Source organism: uncultured Algibacter sp., from assembly GCF_947495925.1.
Classification (GTDB): Bacteria; Bacteroidota; Bacteroidia; order Flavobacteriales; family Flavobacteriaceae; genus Algibacter_E.
Genome location: NZ_CANMAU010000004.1, coordinates 127,877 through 150,477, shown reverse-complemented (window position 1 = coordinate 150,477; position 22,601 = coordinate 127,877). Strand labels below are relative to the sequence as shown.

The window sequence follows — 22,601 nt, the reverse complement described above, 5'->3', positions numbered from 1 at the left end:
AAACAAAAAACCTCACTATTGTCATAGTGAGGTTTAAATATTAGTCGGGGTGGCAGGATTCGAACCTGCGACCTCCGCGTCCCAAACGCGGCGCGATAACCGGGCTACGCTACACCCCGAATAATGGTTATCTGTAACGGGATGCAAATATACTTTTTTTATTCAATGCACAAATACTTTTTTAAAAAAATTACTCCCAATTAAAATCATATTTTAGCCCTCTAAATTCAAGAAAAAGAATGTTTTTCAGCAAAAAACTTATCATCACATATATTCTTATTAATTCTATTTTACTGGGCTTTAGCCAATCTCATGTTAAAGGTAAAATAACTGATAGTTCAACTGGCACCATTTTATCAAATGTGACTATAACAAATGCGTCTACTCAAGAATCATCTATTTCCCAGACTAATGGCACTTTTAAAGTTCCAAAATTTGGAGAATACCTCTTTAAAAAAGAAGGTTATTTGAGCAAAGCTGTAAATTTAAAGAAGAATACATTTTACATTATTCAACTTGAAATCAATCCTTTTGAATTAAATGAAGTCATTATTGAAACTAATCAAATACCTAAAAAACTACTAAACTCTTCGGCTTCTGTAAGCATCATTTCCTCAAAAGATATTAAACGATCAAACAATACCGATTTTGCTCCCGTTTTAAATAGAGTTACAGGGGTATTCATGCAAAATGGCGCCCTAAACACGAACCGAATTACCATTAGAGGTATAGGCTCGAGAAACCTTTTTGGAACCTCAAAAATTAGAGCATATTTTAATGATATTCCCTTAACAAATGGAAGTGGAGAAACAACCATTGAAGATTTTGAACTCGCCTCATTATCTCGTATTGAAATTATAAAAGGGGCTTCCTCAAGTATTTATGGTGCTGGACTAGGTGGTGTTATTCATTTAAGATCTCAGAATGCTCTATTAAACCAAACTGATGTGGGCACAGAACTTTCTATTGGATCTTTTGGTTTAACAAAAGGGATTGTTCAAATAAATCATGGTTCAGACAAAAATAGCTTTAGAGCTATTTACAGTAATACCCATAGTGATGGTTATCGCGAAAACAACGAATACGATAGGCAAACCTTTACAATTAGCACTAATCATTATATAAATCCATCAAACGAGTTAACATTTTTGGCTAGTTATGTTGATTTAAAAGCGTTTATCCCAAGTTCTTTAAATGAGACAAATTATTTAAACAGCCCCAAGTCTGCAGCTTTCACTTGGAAAGCATCTCGAGGTTTCGAAGACTCAAACCGAGGCATCTTTGGGGTATCTTGGAATCACGATTTCTCTCAACACATAAAACAACAAACAAGTATTTTTAGTTCGTTTAGGGAGGCCTATGAGCCCAGACCTTTTAATATTCTAAAAGAAAACACCTTTGCCATTGGCATGAGATCTCGTCTTTTAGGCACCTCCAAATTATTAAACAAAAAAATAAATTGGACCGTGGGTGGTGAATTTTTTAAAGACACCTACAAGTATCAAACTTTTGAAAATCTATATAAAGATTTTCCTCCTGGAAATGGAAGTGTTGAAGGAGATCAATTATCAAACTTCAAAGAGAAAAGAAATTATTACAACATTTTTATAGATTCTAATTTTAGTATTACATATACAACTTTACTTTCATTAGGCTTTAATTTTAATAAAACCGCGTATGATTTAGAAGACAGGTTTCCTAGCTCGCCTGAAAATCCGGATCAATCTGGTAACTTTAAATTCAAAAACATGTTATCTCCAAAATTTGGAATTTCACAACTATTATCCAAAGATATCAGTGTTTTTTCTAGCATAAGTCATGGTTTTTCACCTATTTCACTTAATGAAATCCTACTTCCTGACGGACAAATAAACACAGACATAAAGCCGGAAACCGGCTGGAATTTCGAAATTGGTACACGAGGTACCATACTAAATAAAAAATTACAGTTTGACATGTCTATTTATCGCTTAGACATTAAAAACTTACTAGTATCTCGAAGAACGGCAGAAGACGAATTTATTGGCATCAATGCAGGAAGAACACGGCATGATGGATTAGAATTAGCTTTAAATTACACTTGGTTTCAAAAAGAAAGCACATCTATAAACACCTTCCTAAATTACTCACTCAATAATTTCATGTTCAAGGATTTTATTGATGACACCAATGATTTCTCAGGCAATGATTTAACGGGAGTACCTTCTGATGTCTTCAATGCAGGAATTGATTTTAACTTTGCTTTTGGGCTTTACGGAAACGTTAATTATCAATACGTAGGGAGTATACCTATAACAGACAGTAATAGCTTATACTCAGACAGCTATAGTTTAACTAACCTTAAAATGGGTTATCAGTCGAACCTAAGTAAATCTTTAAAACTAAATATCTTTTTCGGTGTAAATAATATCTTCAATGAACATTATGCCTCACAGTTACTAATAAACGCATCGGGTTTTGGTGGAAATGCACCTAGATATTATTATCCTGGAAACCCCATAAACTATTTTTCCGGGTTTAATCTAAATTATTATTTTTAATGTAACTTTAAATCCATTAAAAAAGGCGTAATGAAAAAATTTCACTACTTACTAGTTATTATTTTCATAACATTTTATGCTTGTGCTCAACAAATCGAATCGGAAATTAAAGCTCAAGAACCTCAGGATTTAAATTACACAACAGAATTAGTTATTCCTGATTTAGACATCCCTTGGGGCATGGCTTTTTTACCTGATAGCAGTATACTTATTACTGAAAAATCAGGTGATTTAATTCATTTCAAGGATGGTACAAAAACTAATATAGAAGGCACTCCCGAAGTTTATGTTCGTGGTCAAGGTGGATTTTTAGATATTGAATTACATCCCGATTACGAGAATAATGGTTGGATTTATATGACTTATGCTTCTTCGGAAGGTAATGGTAACGGAGGAAACACTGCTATTATGAGAGCCAAATTAAATAATAATACTTTAACAAATAAAGAGGTGCTATACAAAGCAGAACCAAACACCAAAATTGGTAGACATTGGGGTTCCAGAATAGCATTTGATAATGATGGTTATTTATACTTTTCTATAGGAGACAGAGCTAATAGAGATGTTAATCCTCAAGACATAACTAAAGATTGTGGTAAAATATACAGAATAAAAGATGATGGCAGCATTCCTCAAGACAACCCTTTTGTTGATAACGCTGATGCTAAACATGCTATTTATAGTTATGGCCACCGAAACCCACAAGGTATGACTAAACACCCAATTACTGGCGAAATTTATATCCATGAACATGGCCCACAAGGTGGTGACGAGATTAATATCGTTTATGCAGGTAAGAATTATGGTTGGCCAATTATATCTTATGGCATTAATTACGACGGAACCTCTTTTACTAATATTACTGAAAAAGATGGTATGGAACAACCTCTGTTTTATTGGGTCCCTTCCATTGCTCCAAGCGGACTTGCCATTGTTAATTCAGATAAATACCCTAAATGGCAAGGCAACATACTTGCAGGGTCATTAAAATTTAGCTACTTAGAGCGCTTAGTTATTGTTGATGGTAAAGTTGAAAAGCGTGAAAAATTGTTTGAAAACATAGGTAGACTAAGAGATGTTAAACAAGCGCCTGACGGCTTTATTTACATAGCTGTGGAAGGTAAAGGCATCTATAAAATAATTCCAAAAAAAATATAATTTAAAATGAAGTCAATAATATCTGGCATTATCGGTTTGTTTTCTATTTTAGTTGTCCATTTAAAGCCCCAAGACCCTTTACTAGAAAGTATTAAAAGAGGGAGTGATGTTTATAAGGACTTTTGTGTTTCATGCCATATGTCCTATGGAGAAGGAGTTAAAAATGTTTATCCGCCATTGGCAAAATCAGATTTTCTTCGAGAAAATAGAGAAGAAAGCATTCATGTTATTAAATATGGCCAAAAAGGAAAAATTGTTGTAAATAATGTTACTTATAATGGTAGCATGAGCGCCCAAGGTCTAAGTGACGACGAAGTAGCTGATGTCATGAATTACATTACAAATACATGGGGTAACAAAAACGATAAAATGGTTACCGAAGAAGAAGTATCAAATATTAAAAAATAAAATAATTAACTAAAATGATTTTTTCATTTAACTAACTTTGTAAAAAGGAAATTAAACTTGAGGTTATGTTAATTATTGGAATAGCCGGGGGTACAGGTTGTGGCAAAACAACGGTTGTAAATAAAATTCTAAACGAGCTACCTGAGGGAGAAGTTGGTGTCATTTCTCAAGACTCTTATTATAAAGACACATCGCATCTATCTTATGATGAGCGGGTGAATATAAATTTTGACCACCCTAGATCTATAGATTTTGATTTATTGGCAGAACATTTAGAAACATTAAAACAAAAAAAATCTATTAAACAACCCGTTTATTCTTTTGTTAAGCATAACAGAACCGGAGATACTATTTTAACGCTTCCAAGGAAAGTAATGATAGTAGAAGGTATTTTAATTTTAACAAATCCTAAATTAAGAGACAAGTTTGATATCAAAATATTTGTTCATGCGGATAGTGATGAACGTTTAATAAGAAGATTAAAAAGAGACATTGCCGAACGTGGTCGAGATTTAGACGAAGTATTAACGCGCTACCAAAATACGTTAAAACCAATGCACGATCAATTTATTGAACCTATGAAAGAATATGCAGACATAATCATACCAAATAATAAACACAATACCGTAGCTATTGATATAGTAAAAACTATCATTGCCGAAAAACTATAATATGACTTTTAAAGACAACAAATACTTAAAACATTTTAAAAACATATTCATCCTTATTTTGGTTGTTTTTGCTGTTTGGATGTTGTTTTTTGATGCCAATTCATGGCTTATTCATCATGAACTAAATACGGAAATTGATGATTTAGAAAACGAAAAAGAATACTACAAAAAAGAAATTGAAAAGGATAAAAAAGATTTAAAGAAGTTAAGTACAGAAGAAGGTTTAGAAAAATTTGCAAGAGAAACCTATTATATGAAACGTGATAATGAAGACATTTTCATTATTGAATACGAAGACAGTTTAAAAACTGATGAAAAAAACTAAAGATTTATTTGATGAGTTTAGCGCTGTTTCTTCAAAACAATGGAAACAGAAAATTCAGTATGACCTTAATGGAGCTGATTATAACGACACCCTTATTTGGAAAACAAATGAAGGCATTCTAGTTAAGCCCTTTTATAACGTTGATGACTCTGAAAACTACCCGTTAATTTCTCAAACTAAATCTACCAACTGGCAAATCTGCCAAACCATTTATGTGGCCGATACGCTTAAATCGAATAAAAAAGCTTTAGACATTTTAGAACGTGGAGCGGAAGCCATAAGATTTATTATTCCTAATAAAGATATTTCGGTAAAAGACTTAATAAAAAACCTTAAAACGCATAAAGTCTCTATATTTTTTGATTTACAATTTATCTCCGAACGTTTTGTTGATAGCATTCTTAAACTTGCACCAAAATCAAAAATTAGTATTGATATTATTGGCCATCTTGTCAAAACAGGAAATTGGTATGATAATCTAAATAACGATTTTAAAAATTTCGAATCCTGTACAACTAAAGCATCATCAATTAGCGTTAATATAGATTTATATCAAAACGCCGGTGCTAATATGGTTCAACAACTTGCCTATGCCTTAGCACATGCTAATGAATATTTAAATAGACTTGATTTAAACACAACCTCGATTGAAGAAATTATTTTCAATGTATCTGTAGGTACTAATTACTTCTTCGAAATTGCAAAACTTAGAGCATTAAGAACGCTTTGGAATCTTTTGGCTTCAGAATATGAAATTAATGCGACTTGTATAATTATAGCTTGTCCAACAAAGCGAAATAAAACCTTATACGATTATAATACCAATATGCTGCGCACAACTACAGAATGCATGAGCGCTATTCTTGGTGGTGCCGACGTTGTATGCAATTTACCCTATGATGCCATTTATCATAAAGACAATGAATTTGGCGAACGTATAGCCAGAAATCAGTTATTAGTTTTAAAACATGAAAGCTATTTCGATAAGGTTAACAATCAAGCTGATGGCAGCTATTATATAGAATCGTTAACCAATCAACTTGCTGAAAAGGCTCTAAACTTATTTAAAAATATTGAATCCAGCGGTGGTTTTTTAACACAACTAAAAGAAGGTACCATTCAAAGAAAAATTAAGGACAGCGCCCATAATGAACAATCACAATTTGATAGTGGCCAAGAAGTATTACTAGGTTCAAACAAGTTCCCTAACGAAAATGACACCATGAAAAATGAATTGGAACTCTATCCTTTTGTAAAAACAAACACAAGAAAAACATTAATTGAACCCATAATAGAAAAAAGATTAGCAGAACAATTAGAACAATCTCGATTAAAAAATGAAAACTAAAATGAAATTAAAATCTACTCTTATTACTTTTTTACTGGTACTTACTTTATTAGGTTGTAAACAACAAAACTCTTTTTCTGATTATCAATATGCAGACAAACCTGATGTTATTACCTGTAGTAACTTAAATTCAAAATTATATAATGAAGCCCTATATAGTTTTGAAGATGATATTTTTAAATATTACAAAGCACAAAACTTTAAATCTACCTTAACAAATGCTTATTCTCAATTTATTAGAACGGCTGTTTATGGCAGACTTAAATATGAAGATGTCATTTCAAAACATACGTTAGATGTTTTTGAAGCTTTAAAAAATGAAAATGATTTATGGGATGCCAATAATAAAAAAAGTCATTTAAACTATAAGAGTAGCGCTCTTAATTGTGTTGGAAATAACATTAAAGATGAGAATCTTAAAACAACTTTCAATGCACTTATATCAACAAATAGCATGAGTCCGGAATTATTTGGATCTCCATTAATGCCCAAATTTAGAAATGCTTTAAGTGATAAGCATTTAGCCCTATACATTGCCTTAGATCTGTACTACTCAAATCTTTTCGATATTGATTTATCAAAGGTAAATTTGGAAAAACCTGAGCAAAAAGTAGACTTTAACAAAGTTCCTCCTAAAACGGAGGCTGATACTCATGCAGGCCACAACCATTAATTGATTTGAGAAAAAATCTTCAACATATTACATTAAAAAGCAAAGCTAAAACCCAAAAGTCTTTAGCTCAAGGCTCTTTTTTAACTGCTGAAGATATTGAGGTAAAATCCACTTACTCAAAAGAGGACATTAAACAATTAAATCACCCAAATTTTGCTGCTGGCATACCGCCTTTTTTGAGGGGCCCCTACAGTACAATGTACGTACGCAGACCATGGACAATCCGTCAATATGCTGGTTTTAGTACTGCGGAAGAAAGTAACGCTTTTTACAGACGTAATCTTGCAGCTGGTCAGAAAGGACTATCTGTTGCTTTTGATTTGGCTACGCATAGAGGCTATGATTCCGATCATGAACGTGTTGTTGGAGATGTTGGAAAAGCTGGTGTTGCCATTGATTCGGTTGAGGATATGAAAATATTGTTTAATCAAATTCCCCTAGATAAAATGTCGGTTTCAATGACTATGAATGGTGCCGTACTCCCAATCATGGCGTTTTACATAGTTGCTGCCGAAGAACAAGGGGTAAAACCAGAGCAATTAGCTGGAACCATTCAGAATGATATTTTAAAGGAGTTTATGGTTAGAAACACATATATCTACCCGCCTACTCCCTCTATGAAAATTATCTCAGATATTTTTGAATTCACAAGCAAAAACATGCATAAATTCAATAGTATTAGTATTTCTGGATATCATATGCAAGAAGCCGGAGCTACATGCGATATTGAATTGGCATATACCTTAGCCGACGGATTGGAGTACATTAGAAAGGGCTTAGCTTCTGGTATGGACATTGATAAGTTCGCACCTCGGTTATCCTTCTTTTGGGCAATAGGCATGAATCATTTTATGGAGATTGCTAAAATGCGTGCAGCCAGAATGCTATGGGCCAAATTGATAAAACAATTCAACCCTAAAAATGAAAAATCATTAATGCTTAGAACACATTGCCAAACTTCAGGTTGGAGCTTAACCGAACAAGATCCTTTTAATAATGTGGCAAGAACAACCATTGAAGCAGCAGCCGCAGCTTTTGGCGGTACACAAAGTCTACATACCAACGCCCTGGATGAGGCTATAGCATTACCAACAGATTTTTCAGCTCGTATTGCACGAAACACTCAAATTTTTCTACAAGAAGAAACCAAAATAACTAAAACCGTTGATCCTTGGGCAGGAAGTTATTATGTGGAAAAACTAACGTATGATATTGCTGAAAAAGCATGGTCACTAATTCAAGAAATTGAAGACCTAGGTGGTATGACCAAAGCTATTGAAGCAGGAATTCCTAAAATTAGGATTGAGGAAGCAGCAGCTAGAAAGCAAGCACGTATTGACTCAAATCAGGACATTTTAGTAGGAGTCAATAAATATAAGTTAGACGAAGAAGCGCCTATCACGACCTTAGAAGTAGATAACCAAACTGTTAGAGATTCTCAAATAGAACGTTTACAACATGTTAAATCGAAGAGAAATACTGAAAAAGTCAAAGTTAGTTTATCGAAATTAACCAAAGCAGCGCAGTCCGGAAAAGAAAATTTATTAGCTTTAGCTATTGAAGCAACAAGAGCACGTGCCACATTGGGAGAAATTAGTGATGCACTGGAAGTTGCTTTTGGTAGATACAAAGCTCAAATAAAATCCTTCTCTGGTGTGTATAGTAAAGAAATAAAAGACCATAAATCCTTTAAAAAAGCTCAGGAATTAGCCGATATTTTCGCAGAACAAGATGGGCGAAGACCCCGTATTATGATTGCTAAAATGGGGCAAGACGGTCATGACAGAGGGGCTAAAGTAGTAGCTACTGGTTATGCCGATGTGGGTTTTGATGTTGATATTGGTCCGCTCTTTCAAACGCCTCAAGAAGCGGCAAAACAAGCTGTAGAAAATGATGTTCATATTTTAGGTGTATCGTCTTTAGCTGCTGGACATAAAACTTTAGTCCCTCAGGTTATTGAAGCCTTAAAAAATTATGGTCGTGATGATATTATGGTTATCGTTGGCGGTGTAATTCCCAAACAAGATTATCAATACTTGTTTGATGCAGGTGCTATTGCAGTTTTTGGACCAGGCACAAAAATTAGCGATGCCGCGATTTCTATTCTTAAAATTTTAATAGAAGACTAGTTTATATTTTTCACTTGACACGCTTCTTCTTTCCAAGCTTACAACGAGTTTAAAGTTAATAAATGTTAATTTCAAAAGTACGTATCAAAAAGAAGTGTAACTTTATTCAGATTTTATCTACAAATACATCATTAATCAAAAAATCAACCTCTATGAAAACAGCAATAACCATCATTGTAAGTTTTATTTTAACGATTACAAATCAATTATTGGCGCAAAATAATACGAACCAAATTGATTTATCAGCAAAAATACCAATAGCCCCAAATGTTAAAATTGGAAAACTAAGTAATGGTTTGACCTACTACATAAGAAATAATGAAAAGCCTAAGGATAAAGTAGAATTAAGATTAGTTGTAAACGTTGGCTCTATTTTAGAAGATGAAGACCAATTGGGCTTAGCCCATTTTATGGAACACATGAACTTTAACGGCACAAAACATTTCAAGAAGAATGAGTTGATTGATTACCTGCAAAGCATAGGTGTGAAATTTGGCGCCGATTTAAATGCATACACGAGCTTTGACGAGACGGTCTATATTTTACCCATACCTAGTGATGATCCTGAAAAATTAGATAAAGGTTTTCAAATTATTGAAGATTGGGCTCATAATGCTTTGCTGGACCCTGAAGAAATTGATAAAGAACGTGGCGTAGTTTTGGAAGAATACAGGCTTGGTAAAGGCGCAGATGAACGCATGCTTCAAAACTACTTACCCAAAGTCTTATACGGCTCTAAATATGCCTCTCGCTTACCTATTGGAACTAAAAGTATATTAGAAAATTTTGATTACGCAACCTTAAAACGATTTTATAAAGATTGGTATAGACCAGATTTAATGGCCGTAGTTGCTGTTGGAGATATAGATGAAAACACTCTGGAAGAAAAAATAAAATCTCACTTTGAACATATTCCCATCCCCATAAACCCACGATTAAGAGAGGCTTTTTATGTACCCAACCACAAAGAGACTTTTATAGCCATTGAATCAGATAAAGAAGCTCCTTTCTCAAGAGTTCAGGTTTTGTTTAAAGATGATAGCAACGTTCAAAAGAAAGAAACACTTTCTGATTACATGGACATGATGACCAAATCGTTGTTTACGCAAATGATAAATAATCGATTAGATGAATTAAGAAATAGTGAAAATCCGCCATTTGTTTATGGAGCAAGCTTTCATGGAAACACTTGGGCAAAAACAAAAGCTGCATATCAATCTTTTGCAATGACAAGTGAAACTGGCCAATTAAATGGTTTAAAAACTTTACTTGAAGAAAATGAACGGGTTCGACAGTATGGCTTTTATGAAGGTGAATTTAACCGAGCAAAAGCCAATATTTTAGCTAGACTTGAAAAAGCCGAAAAAGACAAGGACAAAACACAATCGAACAGAGTGGTTGGTGAATACGTTAGACATTTTTTAAGCAACGAGCCCATACCCGGAATAGAATGGGAATATAATTTTCATAAAAAACACTTGCCCAACATTACGTTGGCCAGTGTAAATAACATTATTGCCAACTATTTAAAAGATGAAAATCGAGTAATTGTAATCACAGGGCCTGAAAAAGAAGGTGTTACTAAAGTTACGGAAACCGAAGTTACTGAACTTTTAAGGTCCATGAATAGCATCACCCTAGAACCTTATAACGATAAAGAAATAGCAAGTTCTCTAATTACAACACTGCCTAAAATTGGTAGCATTACAAGTAAATCAGCCAATAAAAACTTAGGCACTACAGAATTAACATTAAGTAATGGCGCAAAAGTAACCTTTAAAAAAACTGATTTTAAAAACGATGAAATCTTATTCAAAGCCTTTAGTTACGGAGGCACATCATTATATTCTACAGAAGATTATTTAGCAACGGCCTACGCAAACAGGGGTTTAACTGAAGCTGGTGTAAATAATTTTGATAAAATAACACTTGGTAAAATGCTTTCGGGAAAAATAGTTTCGGTATCACCTAATATTGGAAATTATAGCGAAAATTTTTCGGGTTCTGCCTCTCCAAAAAACTTTGAAGAATTATTTCAGTTAACGCATTTATATTTTACTTCCTTAAATAAGGATGAAAAAGCCTTTAATTCCTTTATCAATAAACAAAAAGCCATTTTTAGTAATGTCCTTGCGAATCCGCAGTACTACTTTCAAAACGAAATGGGTAAATTTTTGAATACTGATAACCCAAGATATGCTGGATTTCCAACGCCTGAAGATTTAGATAAGGCTGATTACAACTTAGCGTATGAAAAATATAGAGAACGTTTTGCAGACGCTGGTGATTTTCATTTTTATTTTGTAGGAAATATTGACGAAACCAAACTGATTGAGTATTGTGAAAAATATTTAGCAAGTTTACCTTCCAAAGGAAAAAAGGAGACTTACAATATTCCAGATTATAGACCAATTACAGGAAAACATACCAAAATTGTTGAAAAAGGCGAAGATCCTAAGAGTATTGTGCGCATTATTTATCAAGGCGAAACCTCTTTTGATGAACACGAAGCTCATGCTTTTAGAAGTCTAGGAGAAATATTAAGCATAAAGCTTGTAGAAAAACTAAGAGAAGAAGAGAGTGGCGTATATGGCGTTGGTGCTCAAGGTAGAATTCAAAAAATACCTTACGGCTGGTTTAATTTTAGTATCAGTTTTCCATGTGGTCCTGAAAATGTTGAGAAACTAAAAATGAATGCCATTAATGAAGTGGAAACGATAATAAAAAATGGCCCAACAGATAAAGATTTAGCTAAAATCAAAGAAGCACAAATTTTAAAAAGAAAACAACAACTTAAGGAGAATAAATTTTGGTTAAATCTACTTAGAAATGCCGACTATAATGACAAAGATCTTTCAAGAGTTTTTGATTATGAAGAAGACATTAATGCACTAACCAAAGACGATATTCAAAAAGTTGCCAAAGCATACCTCTCTAACGACTATATTTTATGTATTCATAATCCTGAGGAATAAAAAAGGAAATCGATAAAGACAACCTATTTGAGCGACTTTTTTTCATCTTAGTCTTTGTTAACAAATTCGGTTTTTATTCCTAATAATAAATCGTATTTTTGGCGGGAATAAAACCGAATCAATTCATGGGGAAAATCATTGCGATTGCTAATCAAAAAGGTGGGGTTGGAAAAACAACAACATCCATAAACTTAGCAGCATCACTAGGTGTTCTGGAAAAAAAAGTTTTACTTATAGATGCTGATCCTCAAGCAAATGCAACTTCTGGAATTGGAATTGATGTTGAATCTGTTGAAATAGGCACTTACCAACTTTTGGAGCATTCTAATATTGCAAAAGATGCCATTGTAAAGACTGAAACGCCAAATCTGGACATTATTCCGGCACATATTGATTTAGTTGCTATTGAAATAGAATTGGTTGATAAAGAGGCCCGAGAGTATATGCTAAAAAAAGCACTAAAGAACATTAAAGATGATTACGATTATATTTTAATTGATTGTGCACCATCTTTAGGTTTACTAACGCTTAATGCTCTTACGGCTTCAGATGCGGTTATTATACCAATTCAATGCGAGTACTTTGCTCTTGAAGGCTTGGGTAAATTATTAAACACTATAAAAAGTGTTCAAAAAATACATAACCCTGATTTGGATATTGAAGGTCTACTTTTAACCATGTACGATTCACGTTTACGCTTATCAAATCAAGTTGTAGAAGAAGTACAAAAACATTTTAATGATATGGTTTTTAAAACCATAATTCAACGTAATGTTAGATTAAGCGAAGCTCCTAGCTACGGTGAAAGTATAATTAACTATGACGCAAGTAGTAAAGGTGCTAACAATTACTTAAGTTTGGCAAAAGAAGTTATCAATAAAAACTCCTAAATTATGGCTAAGGCAACTAAAAAACAGGCTTTAGGAAGAGGTTTATCAGCATTGTTAAATGATCCTAGTAACGATATTCAGTCCGTACAAGATAAAAATGCAGATAAAGTTATTGGTAATATTGTTGAACTAGATCTTGATTTCGTTGAAGTTAATCCTTTTCAACCGCGAACTAGCTTTAGCGAAGAGTCGCTGCGAGAATTGGCGTCTTCAATAAAGGAATTAGGTATTATACAACCTATTACGGTTAGAAAATTAGATCTAAACAAATTTCAACTTGTTTCTGGAGAACGCAGATTTAGAGCCTCCAAACTTCTAGGTTTAGAAACCATTCCAGCTTATGTGCGCATAGCTAATGATCAAGAATCGTTAGAAATGGCTTTAGTTGAGAACATTCAACGTCAAGATTTAGATCCTATTGAAATTGCCTTGTCGTACCAACGCTTAATTAATGAAATTAATTTGACTCAAGAACAAATGAGTGAGCGTGTTGGAAAAAAACGATCAACTATAGCCAATTATTTGCGTTTATTAAAATTAGATCCTATTATTCAAACAGGCATGCGAGATGGTTTTATTTCTATGGGTCATGGTCGTGCTTTAATTACTATTGAAGATCAATCTATTCAACTTGATATCTACGAAAAAATATTATCAAATAAATTGTCGGTAAGAGAAACTGAGGGATTTGTTCGAGATTATAATACTTCAAAAAATAAGAGTGCTACCTCTAATGAAGTGGAAAACGAAGGAATTCCAAAATTTGTTAAAAAAGGCATTACGGCATTTTCAGAATACTTTGGACACAAAATTGACGTTAAAGTCTCTAAAAATGGGAAAGGAAAAATCACCATCCCGTTTCATTCAGAAGAAGATTTTAATCGTATTAAAAAATTAGTTCAAGGTGATTCTAAATAAACATCTCTTAACATGTATTCTCACATTTTGGTGTTTCTTTTCTTTATTTGCTCAAGAGGATAACAAAAAAAAAGAAGAAATTCCCAATATCATTGCCGTAGACTCCATTTCAGAAGTTAAAGAAGCTATTGATCCTCTAAGACCTGCGAAGGCAGCATTCTACTCTGCACTTTTGCCAGGTTTAGGTCAAGCTTACAATAAAAAATACTGGAAAATCCCCATAGTTTGGGGTGCCATTGGTACAGGTATTTATTTTTACGTAAAAAACGACAAAGAGTATAATAGATACAGAGATGCCTACAAAAGTAGACTTGCTGGTTTTACAAATGACGAGTTTTATTTTGATTCAAATGGCAAACTAACAAATCCTAGGGTTACTACAGATGGCTTAATACGTGGGCAAGAATTTTACAGACGAAACAAACAAGTGGCCCTGCTTGTCACCATCGGTCTGTATGCCTTGAATATAATTGATGCTAATGTTGACGCACATTTAATGCAGTTTAATGTTGATGAAAACCTATCTTTAGCGCCACATTATGAATTTAACGAATTTGATGCTTCTAGCAACCTTGGATTAACCTTAAATTTTAAATTTTAACCCGTAATTGGGTCTTAATAAAAAATATATATGAATATAGCCTTACTAGGATACGGAAAAATGGGAAAAACGATAGAACAGATTGCTATTAAACGCGGGCATAATGTGGTTTTAACCGTTGACAAAGATGATACGGATTATGACATTACAATAGCAGATGTTGCCATTGATTTTAGCATTCCTTCAGTGGCGTTTAATAATATTTCTAAATGTATAAACCATAATGTCCCTGTTATTTCGGGCACAACGGGATGGCTAGATCGATATGACGAAGCTGTAGCACTTTGTAAAGAAAAGAAGGGCGCATTTATTTATGCCTCTAATTACAGTTTAGGCGTAAACATCTTTTTTGAATTAAATAAAACCTTAGCTAAAATGATGAGTGCCTTGAAGCAATATCATGTTTCAATGGAAGAAATTCATCACACTCAAAAACTCGATGCACCGAGTGGCACTGCCATTTCATTAGCAAATGATATTATTGCACAACATGAGAGTTTTGACTCTTGGAAATTAGATGAAGGTAATGAGACTACAATTCCAATTATTGCAAAAAGGATTGAAGATGTTCCTGGTACACATACTGTTGATTATTCAAGTGAAGTTGACACCATTACAATAGAGCACATTGCACATAACAGACAAGGGTTTGCTCTTGGCGCTGTAGTTGCTGCCGAATGGATTGTGGGAAAAACAGGTGTTTTCACCATGAACGACGTGTTAAATATTGGTTAACACCTATTAAATTTGTAACATAAGAGTAACAAAGTTCTACTAACAAAAAATTAAAAGTACTAGATTATGACATTAACGCAGTGGTTTATTTTCATCTTGATTATTCAAGTGATTCATGGCTTAGGCACTTGGAAATTATATATTAAAGCTGGTAGACAAGCTTGGGAAGCCTTTGTACCTATTTACAATGGAGTGGTACTAATGAAAATTATCAACAGGCCTATATGGTGGGTTATCCTATTGTTTTTGCCTATTGTAAACTTAATTATGTTTCCTGTAATATGGGTTGAAACCACTAGAAGCTTTGGTAAAAATCAAACACTTGATACAGCGCTAACCATACTTAGCTTAGGTTTTTATAATTATTATTTAAATTATGTAGCTGATGTAAACTACGTTGAAAATAGAAGTTTACAGCCTAAATCTGGAACTGGAGACTGGGTAAGTTCTATTCTATTTGCTATTGTTGCAGCCACTATTGTACACACTTATTTTATTCAGCCATTTACAATCCCTTCTTCATCCTTAGAAAAATCATTATTGGTTGGAGATTTCCTGTTTGTAAGCAAATTTCATTATGGCGCCAGAGTACCCATGACGACTGTTGCCGCACCGATGGTACATGATACTATTCCTAAACTTGGTGCTAAATCTTATATGTTTGACGATGACTTTTCAGAACGGAAATCATCTTGGAAAAATAAGTTACAACTTCCTTATCTGCGTTTTCCAGGATTTGAAGATATAGAACGTAATGATATTGTGGTGTTTAATCAACCTGCAGACACCTTATTGGATATGAATGATTTCAGACCCGATAGAAACTATTACAAGCCCATTGATAAAAAAACAAACCTAGTAAAACGTTGTGTAGGAATAGCTGGAGACACTTTAGAAGTTAGAGATGGTTATGTTTATGTAAACGGTAAGAAAAACGAATTGCCCGATAGAGCGCATTTACAATTTAGTTACCACGTTCAGCCTAGAACAAACAGGTTTAACCCTGCGTTTATTAAAGAACGCTACGATATTACAGATGGTTTTGGAATAATAAATAATCAAAACACCTACTACTTTTCTGCAATTTCAGATGAAGCTAGAGAAAAATTCAAAAACAACCCCAATGTAGTAAGTATAACCAAAAACATACAAGAAAAAGGGGTTAGAGACCCAGGCATTTTCCCGCACGACCCCAATTATAATTGGAATGTTGACTTTTTTGGACCACTATATATTCCTGAAAAAGATAAAACTATTGATATTACCATTGAAAATTTACCATTATACAAACGTGTTATTACTGAATATGAAGGCAATACTCTTCAAGTAAAAGGCAATCAAATATTAATTAATGGTGAAGTTTCTAACTCATATACGTTTAAACAAAATTACTACTGGATGATGGGTGATAACCGCCATAATTCTATTGATGCTCGGGCATGGGGCTTTGTACCATTTGACCACGTTGTAGGTAAGCCAGTGTTTATTTGGATGAGTTGGGATGGCCTTAAAAATCCAAGATGGGAACGCTTCTTTACAACGGTAAGCGGAGAAGGTAAAGCAACATCTTTCTTTATTCCTTTTTTAGTTTTACTTTTTGGTTGGATAGGTTTTAACAAATGGAAAGCCCATAAAAAAACGAAAGCTTAATTTGCTTTTATAAATAATGGGGTTATGATTTTACTGGAATGACAAGAAAGCTTTGATGAACGTTCTATTACATCCTACATATTTCCCTAGTATTGCTAGCTTTGTAGCTATGGCACAAGCCAAGAAAATTGTTTTTGAAACCGACGACAATTTTTTGAAGCAAACCTATAGAAACAGATGTTATATTTATGGGGCGAATGGAAAACTAGGCCTAAACATTCCCGTTATTCATTCACAAAAAAATCGTCAAAAATATAAAGATGTTACTATTTTTAATGATGATAATTGGCAAGTAAATCATTGGAAATCATTACTTTCAGCATATAGAACATCTCCTTTTTTCGAATACTATGAAGACGAATTACAACCTCTTTTTAATACAAAAGCTAACTTTATTTTAGATTATAATTTTAAGTGTTTAGAGGTGATTTTTGACTGTTTACAATTAGAAACTAATTCTTCCAAAACAACATCTTATCAGAAAACTACAAATACAGAAATAGATTATAGGTTCTTGGTAAACGCTAAAAAAGAATCACTTTTACCCTTTGATACATACACTCAAGTTTTTGGCGACAAACATGGCTTTATTCCAAACTTGAGCATTTTAGATTTGCTTTTTAATGAAGGTCCAAATAGCTTGAATTATTTAGAGTCTCAATCATTATCTTTAATTTAATGCTTCAAACCTTTACACATTACGGATGCCATGTCTTAATACCTCTTGTGGTTGCCTTAGTTTGGTATAAGTCAAAATGGAAATTAGCTTTTCTAATTATGTTTGCAGGCATGCTTATTGACTTAGACCACCTATTAGCAAATCCTATTTTTGATCCTAACAGATGTAGCATCAATTTCCATCCCTTTCACACCTACTACGCCCTAATAGTTTACATACTTCTTTTAATTCCAAAAAAAACGCGATTAATTGGGCTCGGATTAGTTATACACTTTATTGCCGATATAGTTGATTGCTCGTTTATGTAATATTATTTATCTAAGCTAAGCGTAGTCATAATTGGATAATGATCTGAGTAATGCTCGTTATAACTTTTAAACCCATTTACACTAAAGGCATCGTCGGCTAAAATAAAATCGATACGTACAGGAAAAAATTTAAATTCGTAACTACGTCCAAATCCATTTCCAGCTTCCTTAAAAGTATCATTTAAGTCGCTTTTAATTATTCTATAAACATAAGAAAAGGCCGTATTATTAAAATCACCACAAATTACCATTTTGTATTTGCAATTCTTTTTATGCCTTAAAAATAATTCTGCCTGTAACTGTTGCATTTTAAAAGCTGAACTCACTCTGTTTAATAACCGTTCTGAATCTTCTTTTTTAAGATTTTCTACCTTAGTATCGATACGCAATGATTCCAAATGAATATTATATATACGAATTGTGTCGTTTCCCTTAACCACATCAGCATAAATTGCATTATTTGCTGTATCAGGAAATTCAATAGATCCTGAATTCACGATAGGAAATTGAGAAAAAATAGCCTGTCCATACTGCATGTTTCTTCCTGATAACTTTTCAAATTTATACTTAAAAAAAGACATGTCAATATTCTCATGAGGGTGATATTCTTGAAGACTTAAGACCTCTGGGGATTCTAATTTTATAAAATCAATAATTTTAGTTTCAATACCTTTTTCAGGAATCCATTCATACAGATTAAAGAGTCTCACATTATAATTCATAACTCTCATATTCTCCGGGTTCTCGACCTTTTTTGACGACGAAAATTTATACAGTGAACCAAAAGAAAAATAGCCCAAGCACAACACAACTAACGACAATATAAGCTGTTTTTTCAATCGAATAACCCAATAAATAAAAAATAAAACATTCAGGATAATTAAAAAAGATACACCCAAATTAACGACGGCTAATATCGAAAAGGTTTTAGGGGGCAAAAACGGCAGAACAAACGATAAGAGTAGCAAAACGGCAACAATGCCATTTATTAAATAAATGATTTTATTTATAAAGCTCAAATTTTTCATAGCTTTTACTTGCCCGCTCTAAATAAGAATTCCTTTTCTTCTGAAGTTAAACTATCATAGCCGCTTTTACTAATTTTATCAAGTATAACATCTATTTTCTTTTGGTTGTTAAACTCATTAAAATCAGCTTTAGTATATCCACCTACCTTACTTTTGTTTTTATGAACTGTTTTTAAAGGCCTTTTTTTCGAACTTTTAAAAAAGTTAACAATGCCGTCCATATATCGTTCAAAGCCTTTACCAATGTCTAGCCCTTTAGAAAGTTGTTTAGCATAAAAATATCCTAATAGAGCTCCGCCAATATGAGCTAAGTTACCACCAGCATTCCCAGTTTCCGGATTACTTATTCCAGCGAAAACACCTAAAACATCGAAAACAACAATAGCCGCACCTAAGTACCAGAGTTTCAAATTAAACGTAAAAAATCGAATGTCTTGATTGGGCATATAAGCACATAGGAATATTAAAAGTGCTCTAACTGCTGCAGATGCTCCCAACAATCTAGAATTAGCTTGAAACACACTAGGAAATATGGTATAACACAGCATAAACAATATACCTCCTGATATGGCTCCTAAAAAATAAATATTAAGTGCCATTTTAGGACTAAATAAGTTTAAAAACATACGTCCCAAAAAATACAACCACAACATATTAAAAAGAATATGCATAGCATCATAATGCAAAAAAGCATAGGTAATAATACTCCATGGTTTTAAAATAAAATCTACCACATCACTAGGCAAGGTCATCCAGCCTAAATAAGGTTTAATGACAAGAGACAAAATAAAAACCACCGCATTAAATGCAATAATTTTTTCCAATACATTAAGATTAGAAAACTTCTCTTTTATATCTTGAGTAAGAGTAGTCATTAATACCAACGATTTTTGTTAAACTGGTTCTTTTTCCAGTACCACATTATAAAAAAACCTGTTACGGCACCACCTACGTGAGCCATGTATGCTGTATTACTAGGGCTAAAGAAAGATTGCCCAGTTAATCCAGAGATTAAATCTAAAATGATAATACCTGGAATAAAGTATTTCGCTTTTATAGGTATGGGCAAAAATATCAACATAAGTTCTGCATTTGGATTCATCATGCCAAAGGCTGCCATAATTCCCATGATACAACCTGAAGCACCAACCATAGTACTGTTAGTTGAAACAACATTCATTTGAAATAAACTATCAAAAGATAGTTGAGTCAATTGATTGGGGTTAAAATTGTTTTCATTTAGCAATGTAAAGAGCTTATTTTGAAAAATTTCTTTACTAAAATATCCATCCCCATTGGGAGCATAGTCAACAATATTAAGATTCACAATATCACTGATTATATTTGATGAATATCCCAACCCAGAGATATTATTAATCAATGGATAATAATCATAATAATAATATGCGACTTGCAAAGCCACAGCCCCTAAACCAGCAGATATATATATAAATAGAAATCGTTTTGAGCCCAATACTTGTTCTACTGGTGTACCAAACATCCAAAGGGCAAACATATTGAATAAAATATGCATCGCACCGCCATGCATAAACATGTGCGTAATGATCTGCCAAGGTTGAAAAGCATCATTTTTTGGAAAATGCATGGCAAACCAATCGAAAAAAAGCTCTTCTCCAACGGCCTGAGTCCCAATAAACATAATCACGTTAATGATAATTAAATGCTTCACGGTTTCTGAAATCCTCATCATAATCTAAATAAATTTTTTATCTAATTCATCAACACTCATCGTAATAAATGTTGTCCTATTAGTAGGAGACACATTGGGTTCTTTACAAGCAAATAACTTGTTCACCAAATGCTCTTGTTCATCTTTTTTTAAAACTGTTCCTGTTTTGATTGCTAAACTTTTAGCCATCGATTTGGCTAATAAATCAGAAGCACTAAAATGACTATCAGGAACTTCATTTTCAACATCACTTATTAACTGCTCTAATATTATAGACACTTCACTTTCAGGAACACCAACTGGCACCCCTGTAATATCTATTGTCTCTTCCATTACCTTTGAAAACACAAATCCCGTATGTTCCAAATCTGCTTTCAATTGGTTTATAATTTCAATATCTTGAGTTGAAAAATGCAATTGAAGCGGAAACAGTAATTGCTGGCTTGCCGCTTCTTTAACGGTTAGGTTCTTAAGAAAATCTTCATATAAAACACGTTGATGTGCCCTATATTGATCTATGACTAACATACCCGATTTAATAGTACTTACTATATATTTATTGTGTAATTGATATGTGGTATTCGATTGTTCTACCGGGTGCTCTTCATCAAAAATTGAAGCTGTATGCTCTTCAGTTTCAAACTCAATGCTACTAAAGTCTTGTTGTGTTTCGTTGCCTTTAGATTCCAAACCAACATATAAACTCTCCCAACTAGAGGTTGGCTCTTTTTTATAAGCAACTGCCCTAGCCTTAGATTTAGTTTCTTCTTGAAACGGATTAAAACTACTATCCACCTCAACTTTGGGCGCACTTGTTCCTTCAGCTTTATAGCTATAAGGCGTATCAAGATTAGGATCACGATCAAAATCTAATACGGGTGCAATATTAAACTGCCCTAGGCTATGTTTTACAGCCGAACGCAAAATAGCATAAAGCGTATGTTCATCATCAAACTTAATTTCTGTTTTAGTTGGATGAATATTAATATCTATAGTTTGCGGATCTACCGTTAAATTCAAAAAATAACTGGCATGCGTACCACTTTTAAGAAGTCCTTCAAAAGCTGAACCAATAGCATGGTTTAAATACGGACTTTTTATGAATCTATTATTCACAAAAAAATACTGTTCACCCCGAGTGCGCTTAGCAAATTCAGGTTTTCCAACAAATCCAGAAATTTTTAGAACCTCAGTATCTTCTTCAACAGGTACTAACTTCTCATTAGTTTTATTTCCAAAAATATTTACAATACGCTGACGGTAATTACTAATTGGTAAATTAAACGATTCGCTGCCATTATTATACAATGCAAAGGCAATGATAGGGTGCGCTAAAGCCACGCGATGAAATTCATCAATGACGTGACGTAACTCAACCGCATCTGACTTTAAAAAATTACGTCTAGCAGGAATATTAAAAAAAAGATTTTTTACCGCTACAGAGGTCCCCGAAGGCGTAACCACAACTTCTTGCGAAACCACGTTACTTCCTTCAATAATTAGTGCATTACCAACATCATCAACATCTTGTTTGGTTTTCAATTCAACATGGGCAATAGCAGCAATACTAGCCAAGGCCTCTCCCCTAAACCCTTTCGTATTTAATTGAAATAAATCTTCGGCATTTCTAATTTTTGAAGTAGCATGACGCTCAAAACTCAATCTGGCATCCGTATGGCTCATCCCTTTACCGTTATCTATAACTTGAACAAGTGTTTTTCCGGCATCTTTAATAATAAGTTTAATAGAACCTGCTCCGGCGTCAATAGCATTTTCAAGAAGTTCTTTAACTACTGAAGCTGGACGCTGTACAACTTCTCCGGCGGCAATTTGATTTGCAACGTGATCTGGTAAAAGCTGTATGATGTCTGCCAT

At 33.5% G+C, this 22,601-nt stretch carries 20 protein-coding genes and 1 tRNA gene; 16 read left to right on the top strand and 5 right to left on the bottom strand.

The features are described from left to right. Positions 1 to 44: 44 nt before the first annotated feature. Positions 45 to 119, bottom strand: a tRNA-Pro gene (locus tag Q0857_RS09740). A 120-nt stretch (positions 120 to 239) separates the two neighbouring features. Between Q0857_RS09740 and Q0857_RS09735 the strand changes: the two genes are divergently transcribed. The 16 genes from Q0857_RS09735 (at position 240) to Q0857_RS09660 (ending at position 18,008) form a co-directional block, all read left to right on the top strand. Next, positions 240 to 2,540 (top strand): TonB-dependent receptor, encoded by a 2,301-nt coding sequence (locus tag Q0857_RS09735; RefSeq protein WP_298534431.1) that lies wholly within the window; start codon positions 240 to 242, stop codon positions 2,538 to 2,540. A gap of 30 nt (positions 2,541 to 2,570) precedes the next feature. Further along, positions 2,571 to 3,698, top strand: coding sequence for a PQQ-dependent sugar dehydrogenase (locus tag Q0857_RS09730; RefSeq protein WP_298534428.1), 1,128 nt, complete (start codon positions 2,571 to 2,573; stop codon positions 3,696 to 3,698). A gap of 6 nt (positions 3,699 to 3,704) precedes the next feature. Then, entirely contained in the window at positions 3,705 to 4,106 is a 402-nt protein-coding gene (locus Q0857_RS09725) for a cytochrome c (protein WP_298534425.1), read from the top strand. A gap of 65 nt (positions 4,107 to 4,171) precedes the next feature. Then, positions 4,172 to 4,777 (top strand): uridine kinase, encoded by a 606-nt coding sequence (gene udk / locus Q0857_RS09720; protein ID WP_298534422.1) that lies wholly within the window; start codon positions 4,172 to 4,174, stop codon positions 4,775 to 4,777. A 1-nt stretch (position 4,778) separates the two neighbouring features. Further along, positions 4,779 to 5,102 carry a septum formation initiator family protein gene (locus Q0857_RS09715; protein WP_298534419.1) on the top strand — a complete coding sequence of 108 codons (324 nt, stop codon included), beginning with the start codon at positions 4,779 to 4,781 and terminating at the stop codon, positions 5,100 to 5,102. Next, positions 5,089 to 6,450 (top strand): methylmalonyl-CoA mutase subunit beta, encoded by a 1,362-nt coding sequence (locus Q0857_RS09710; RefSeq protein ID WP_298534417.1) that lies wholly within the window; start codon positions 5,089 to 5,091, stop codon positions 6,448 to 6,450. The genes Q0857_RS09715 and Q0857_RS09710 overlap by 14 nt, the downstream gene beginning before the upstream one ends. A 1-nt stretch (position 6,451) precedes the next feature. Then, entirely contained in the window at positions 6,452 to 7,123 is a 672-nt protein-coding gene (locus Q0857_RS09705; RefSeq protein WP_298534414.1) for a hypothetical protein, read from the top strand. A 5-nt stretch (positions 7,124 to 7,128) separates the two neighbouring features. Continuing rightward, the gene (gene scpA, locus Q0857_RS09700) at positions 7,129 to 9,252 is read left to right on the top strand and encodes a methylmalonyl-CoA mutase (protein WP_298534411.1); all 2,124 of its coding nucleotides are present in this window, start codon (positions 7,129 to 7,131) and stop codon (positions 9,250 to 9,252) included. Positions 9,253 to 9,404: 152 nt separating this feature from the next. Then, complete coding sequence (locus tag Q0857_RS09695) at positions 9,405 to 12,227, top strand: pitrilysin family protein (protein WP_298534408.1); 2,823 nt, start codon at positions 9,405 to 9,407, stop codon at positions 12,225 to 12,227. 125 nt (positions 12,228 to 12,352) lie between these two features. Next, positions 12,353 to 13,117 carry a ParA family protein gene (locus tag Q0857_RS09690; RefSeq protein WP_298534406.1) on the top strand — a complete coding sequence of 255 codons (765 nt, stop codon included), beginning with the start codon at positions 12,353 to 12,355 and terminating at the stop codon, positions 13,115 to 13,117. Between the two features lie 3 nt (positions 13,118 to 13,120). Further along, complete coding sequence (locus Q0857_RS09685) at positions 13,121 to 14,035, top strand: ParB/RepB/Spo0J family partition protein (RefSeq protein WP_298534403.1); 915 nt, start codon at positions 13,121 to 13,123, stop codon at positions 14,033 to 14,035. Next, the gene (locus Q0857_RS09680; RefSeq protein ID WP_298535083.1) at positions 14,025 to 14,636 is read left to right on the top strand and encodes a DUF5683 domain-containing protein; all 612 of its coding nucleotides are present in this window, start codon (positions 14,025 to 14,027) and stop codon (positions 14,634 to 14,636) included. Before Q0857_RS09685 ends, Q0857_RS09680 begins: the two co-directional genes overlap by 11 nt. Positions 14,637 to 14,666: 30 nt before the next feature. Continuing rightward, entirely contained in the window at positions 14,667 to 15,371 is a 705-nt protein-coding gene (gene dapB / locus Q0857_RS09675) for a 4-hydroxy-tetrahydrodipicolinate reductase (RefSeq protein ID WP_298534400.1), read from the top strand. A 66-nt stretch (positions 15,372 to 15,437) separates the two neighbouring features. Continuing rightward, entirely contained in the window at positions 15,438 to 17,021 is a 1,584-nt protein-coding gene (gene lepB / locus Q0857_RS09670) for a signal peptidase I (protein ID WP_298534397.1), read from the top strand. Positions 17,022 to 17,076: 55 nt separating this feature from the next. Further along, on the top strand, positions 17,077 to 17,700 hold the full coding sequence (locus Q0857_RS09665; protein WP_298534394.1) for a WbqC family protein: 624 nt from the start codon (positions 17,077 to 17,079) through the stop codon (positions 17,698 to 17,700). Next, positions 17,700 to 18,008: a DUF6122 family protein gene (locus Q0857_RS09660; protein WP_298534391.1), complete on the top strand. Its 309-nt coding sequence runs from the start codon at positions 17,700 to 17,702 to the stop codon at positions 18,006 to 18,008. The genes Q0857_RS09665 and Q0857_RS09660 overlap by 1 nt, the downstream gene beginning before the upstream one ends. A 2-nt stretch (positions 18,009 to 18,010) precedes the next feature. Here the strand turns inward: Q0857_RS09660 and Q0857_RS09655 are convergent, their stop codons facing one another. The 4 genes from Q0857_RS09655 to mutL form a co-directional block, all read right to left on the bottom strand. Further along, complete coding sequence (locus Q0857_RS09655) at positions 18,011 to 18,739, bottom strand: endonuclease/exonuclease/phosphatase family protein (protein ID WP_298534388.1); 729 nt, start codon at positions 18,737 to 18,739, stop codon at positions 18,011 to 18,013. A gap of 302 nt (positions 18,740 to 19,041) precedes the next feature. Next, positions 19,042 to 19,911, bottom strand: a complete 870-nt coding sequence (locus Q0857_RS09650; protein ID WP_298534385.1) for a rhomboid family intramembrane serine protease — start codon at positions 19,909 to 19,911, stop codon at positions 19,042 to 19,044. Further along, complete coding sequence (locus Q0857_RS09645) at positions 19,911 to 20,747, bottom strand: rhomboid family intramembrane serine protease (protein WP_298534382.1); 837 nt, start codon at positions 20,745 to 20,747, stop codon at positions 19,911 to 19,913. Before Q0857_RS09645 ends, Q0857_RS09650 begins: the two co-directional genes overlap by 1 nt. Positions 20,748 to 20,750: 3 nt before the next feature. Further along, positions 20,751 to 22,601 carry a DNA mismatch repair endonuclease MutL gene (gene mutL / locus Q0857_RS09640; protein ID WP_298534380.1) on the bottom strand — a complete coding sequence of 617 codons (1,851 nt, stop codon included), beginning with the start codon at positions 22,599 to 22,601 and terminating at the stop codon, positions 20,751 to 20,753.

Excerpts from the sequence above, each read along its gene's own strand:
- Q0857_RS09690 (WP_298534406.1), top strand. The coding sequence starts at position 12,353 with ATGGGGAAAATCATTGCGATTGCTAATCAAAAAGGTGGGGTTGGAAAA.
- Q0857_RS09685 (WP_298534403.1), top strand. The coding sequence starts at position 13,121 with ATGGCTAAGGCAACTAAAAAACAGGCTTTAGGAAGAGGTTTATCAGCA.
- Q0857_RS09725 (WP_298534425.1), top strand. The coding sequence starts at position 3,705 with ATGAAGTCAATAATATCTGGCATTATCGGTTTGTTTTCTATTTTAGTT.
- Q0857_RS09645 (WP_298534382.1), bottom strand. The coding sequence starts at position 20,747 with ATGATGAGGATTTCAGAAACCGTGAAGCATTTAATTATCATTAACGTG.
- Q0857_RS09660 (WP_298534391.1), top strand. The coding sequence starts at position 17,700 with ATGCTTCAAACCTTTACACATTACGGATGCCATGTCTTAATACCTCTT.
- Q0857_RS09705 (WP_298534414.1), top strand. The coding sequence starts at position 6,452 with ATGAAATTAAAATCTACTCTTATTACTTTTTTACTGGTACTTACTTTA.
- Q0857_RS09715 (WP_298534419.1), top strand. The coding sequence starts at position 4,779 with ATGACTTTTAAAGACAACAAATACTTAAAACATTTTAAAAACATATTC.
- Q0857_RS09650 (WP_298534385.1), bottom strand. The coding sequence starts at position 19,911 with ATGACTACTCTTACTCAAGATATAAAAGAGAAGTTTTCTAATCTTAAT.
- mutL (WP_298534380.1), bottom strand. The coding sequence starts at position 22,601 with ATGGCAGACATCATACAGCTTTTACCAGATCACGTTGCAAATCAAATT.
- udk (WP_298534422.1), top strand. The coding sequence starts at position 4,172 with ATGTTAATTATTGGAATAGCCGGGGGTACAGGTTGTGGCAAAACAACG.
- lepB (WP_298534397.1), top strand. The coding sequence starts at position 15,438 with ATGACATTAACGCAGTGGTTTATTTTCATCTTGATTATTCAAGTGATT.
- Q0857_RS09730 (WP_298534428.1), top strand. The coding sequence starts at position 2,571 with ATGAAAAAATTTCACTACTTACTAGTTATTATTTTCATAACATTTTAT.
- Q0857_RS09735 (WP_298534431.1), top strand. The coding sequence starts at position 240 with ATGTTTTTCAGCAAAAAACTTATCATCACATATATTCTTATTAATTCT.
- Q0857_RS09655 (WP_298534388.1), bottom strand. The coding sequence starts at position 18,739 with ATGAGAGTTATGAATTATAATGTGAGACTCTTTAATCTGTATGAATGG.
- dapB (WP_298534400.1), top strand. The coding sequence starts at position 14,667 with ATGAATATAGCCTTACTAGGATACGGAAAAATGGGAAAAACGATAGAA.
- Q0857_RS09710 (WP_298534417.1), top strand. The coding sequence starts at position 5,089 with ATGAAAAAAACTAAAGATTTATTTGATGAGTTTAGCGCTGTTTCTTCA.
- Q0857_RS09665 (WP_298534394.1), top strand. The coding sequence starts at position 17,077 with ATGAACGTTCTATTACATCCTACATATTTCCCTAGTATTGCTAGCTTT.
- Q0857_RS09695 (WP_298534408.1), top strand. The coding sequence starts at position 9,405 with ATGAAAACAGCAATAACCATCATTGTAAGTTTTATTTTAACGATTACA.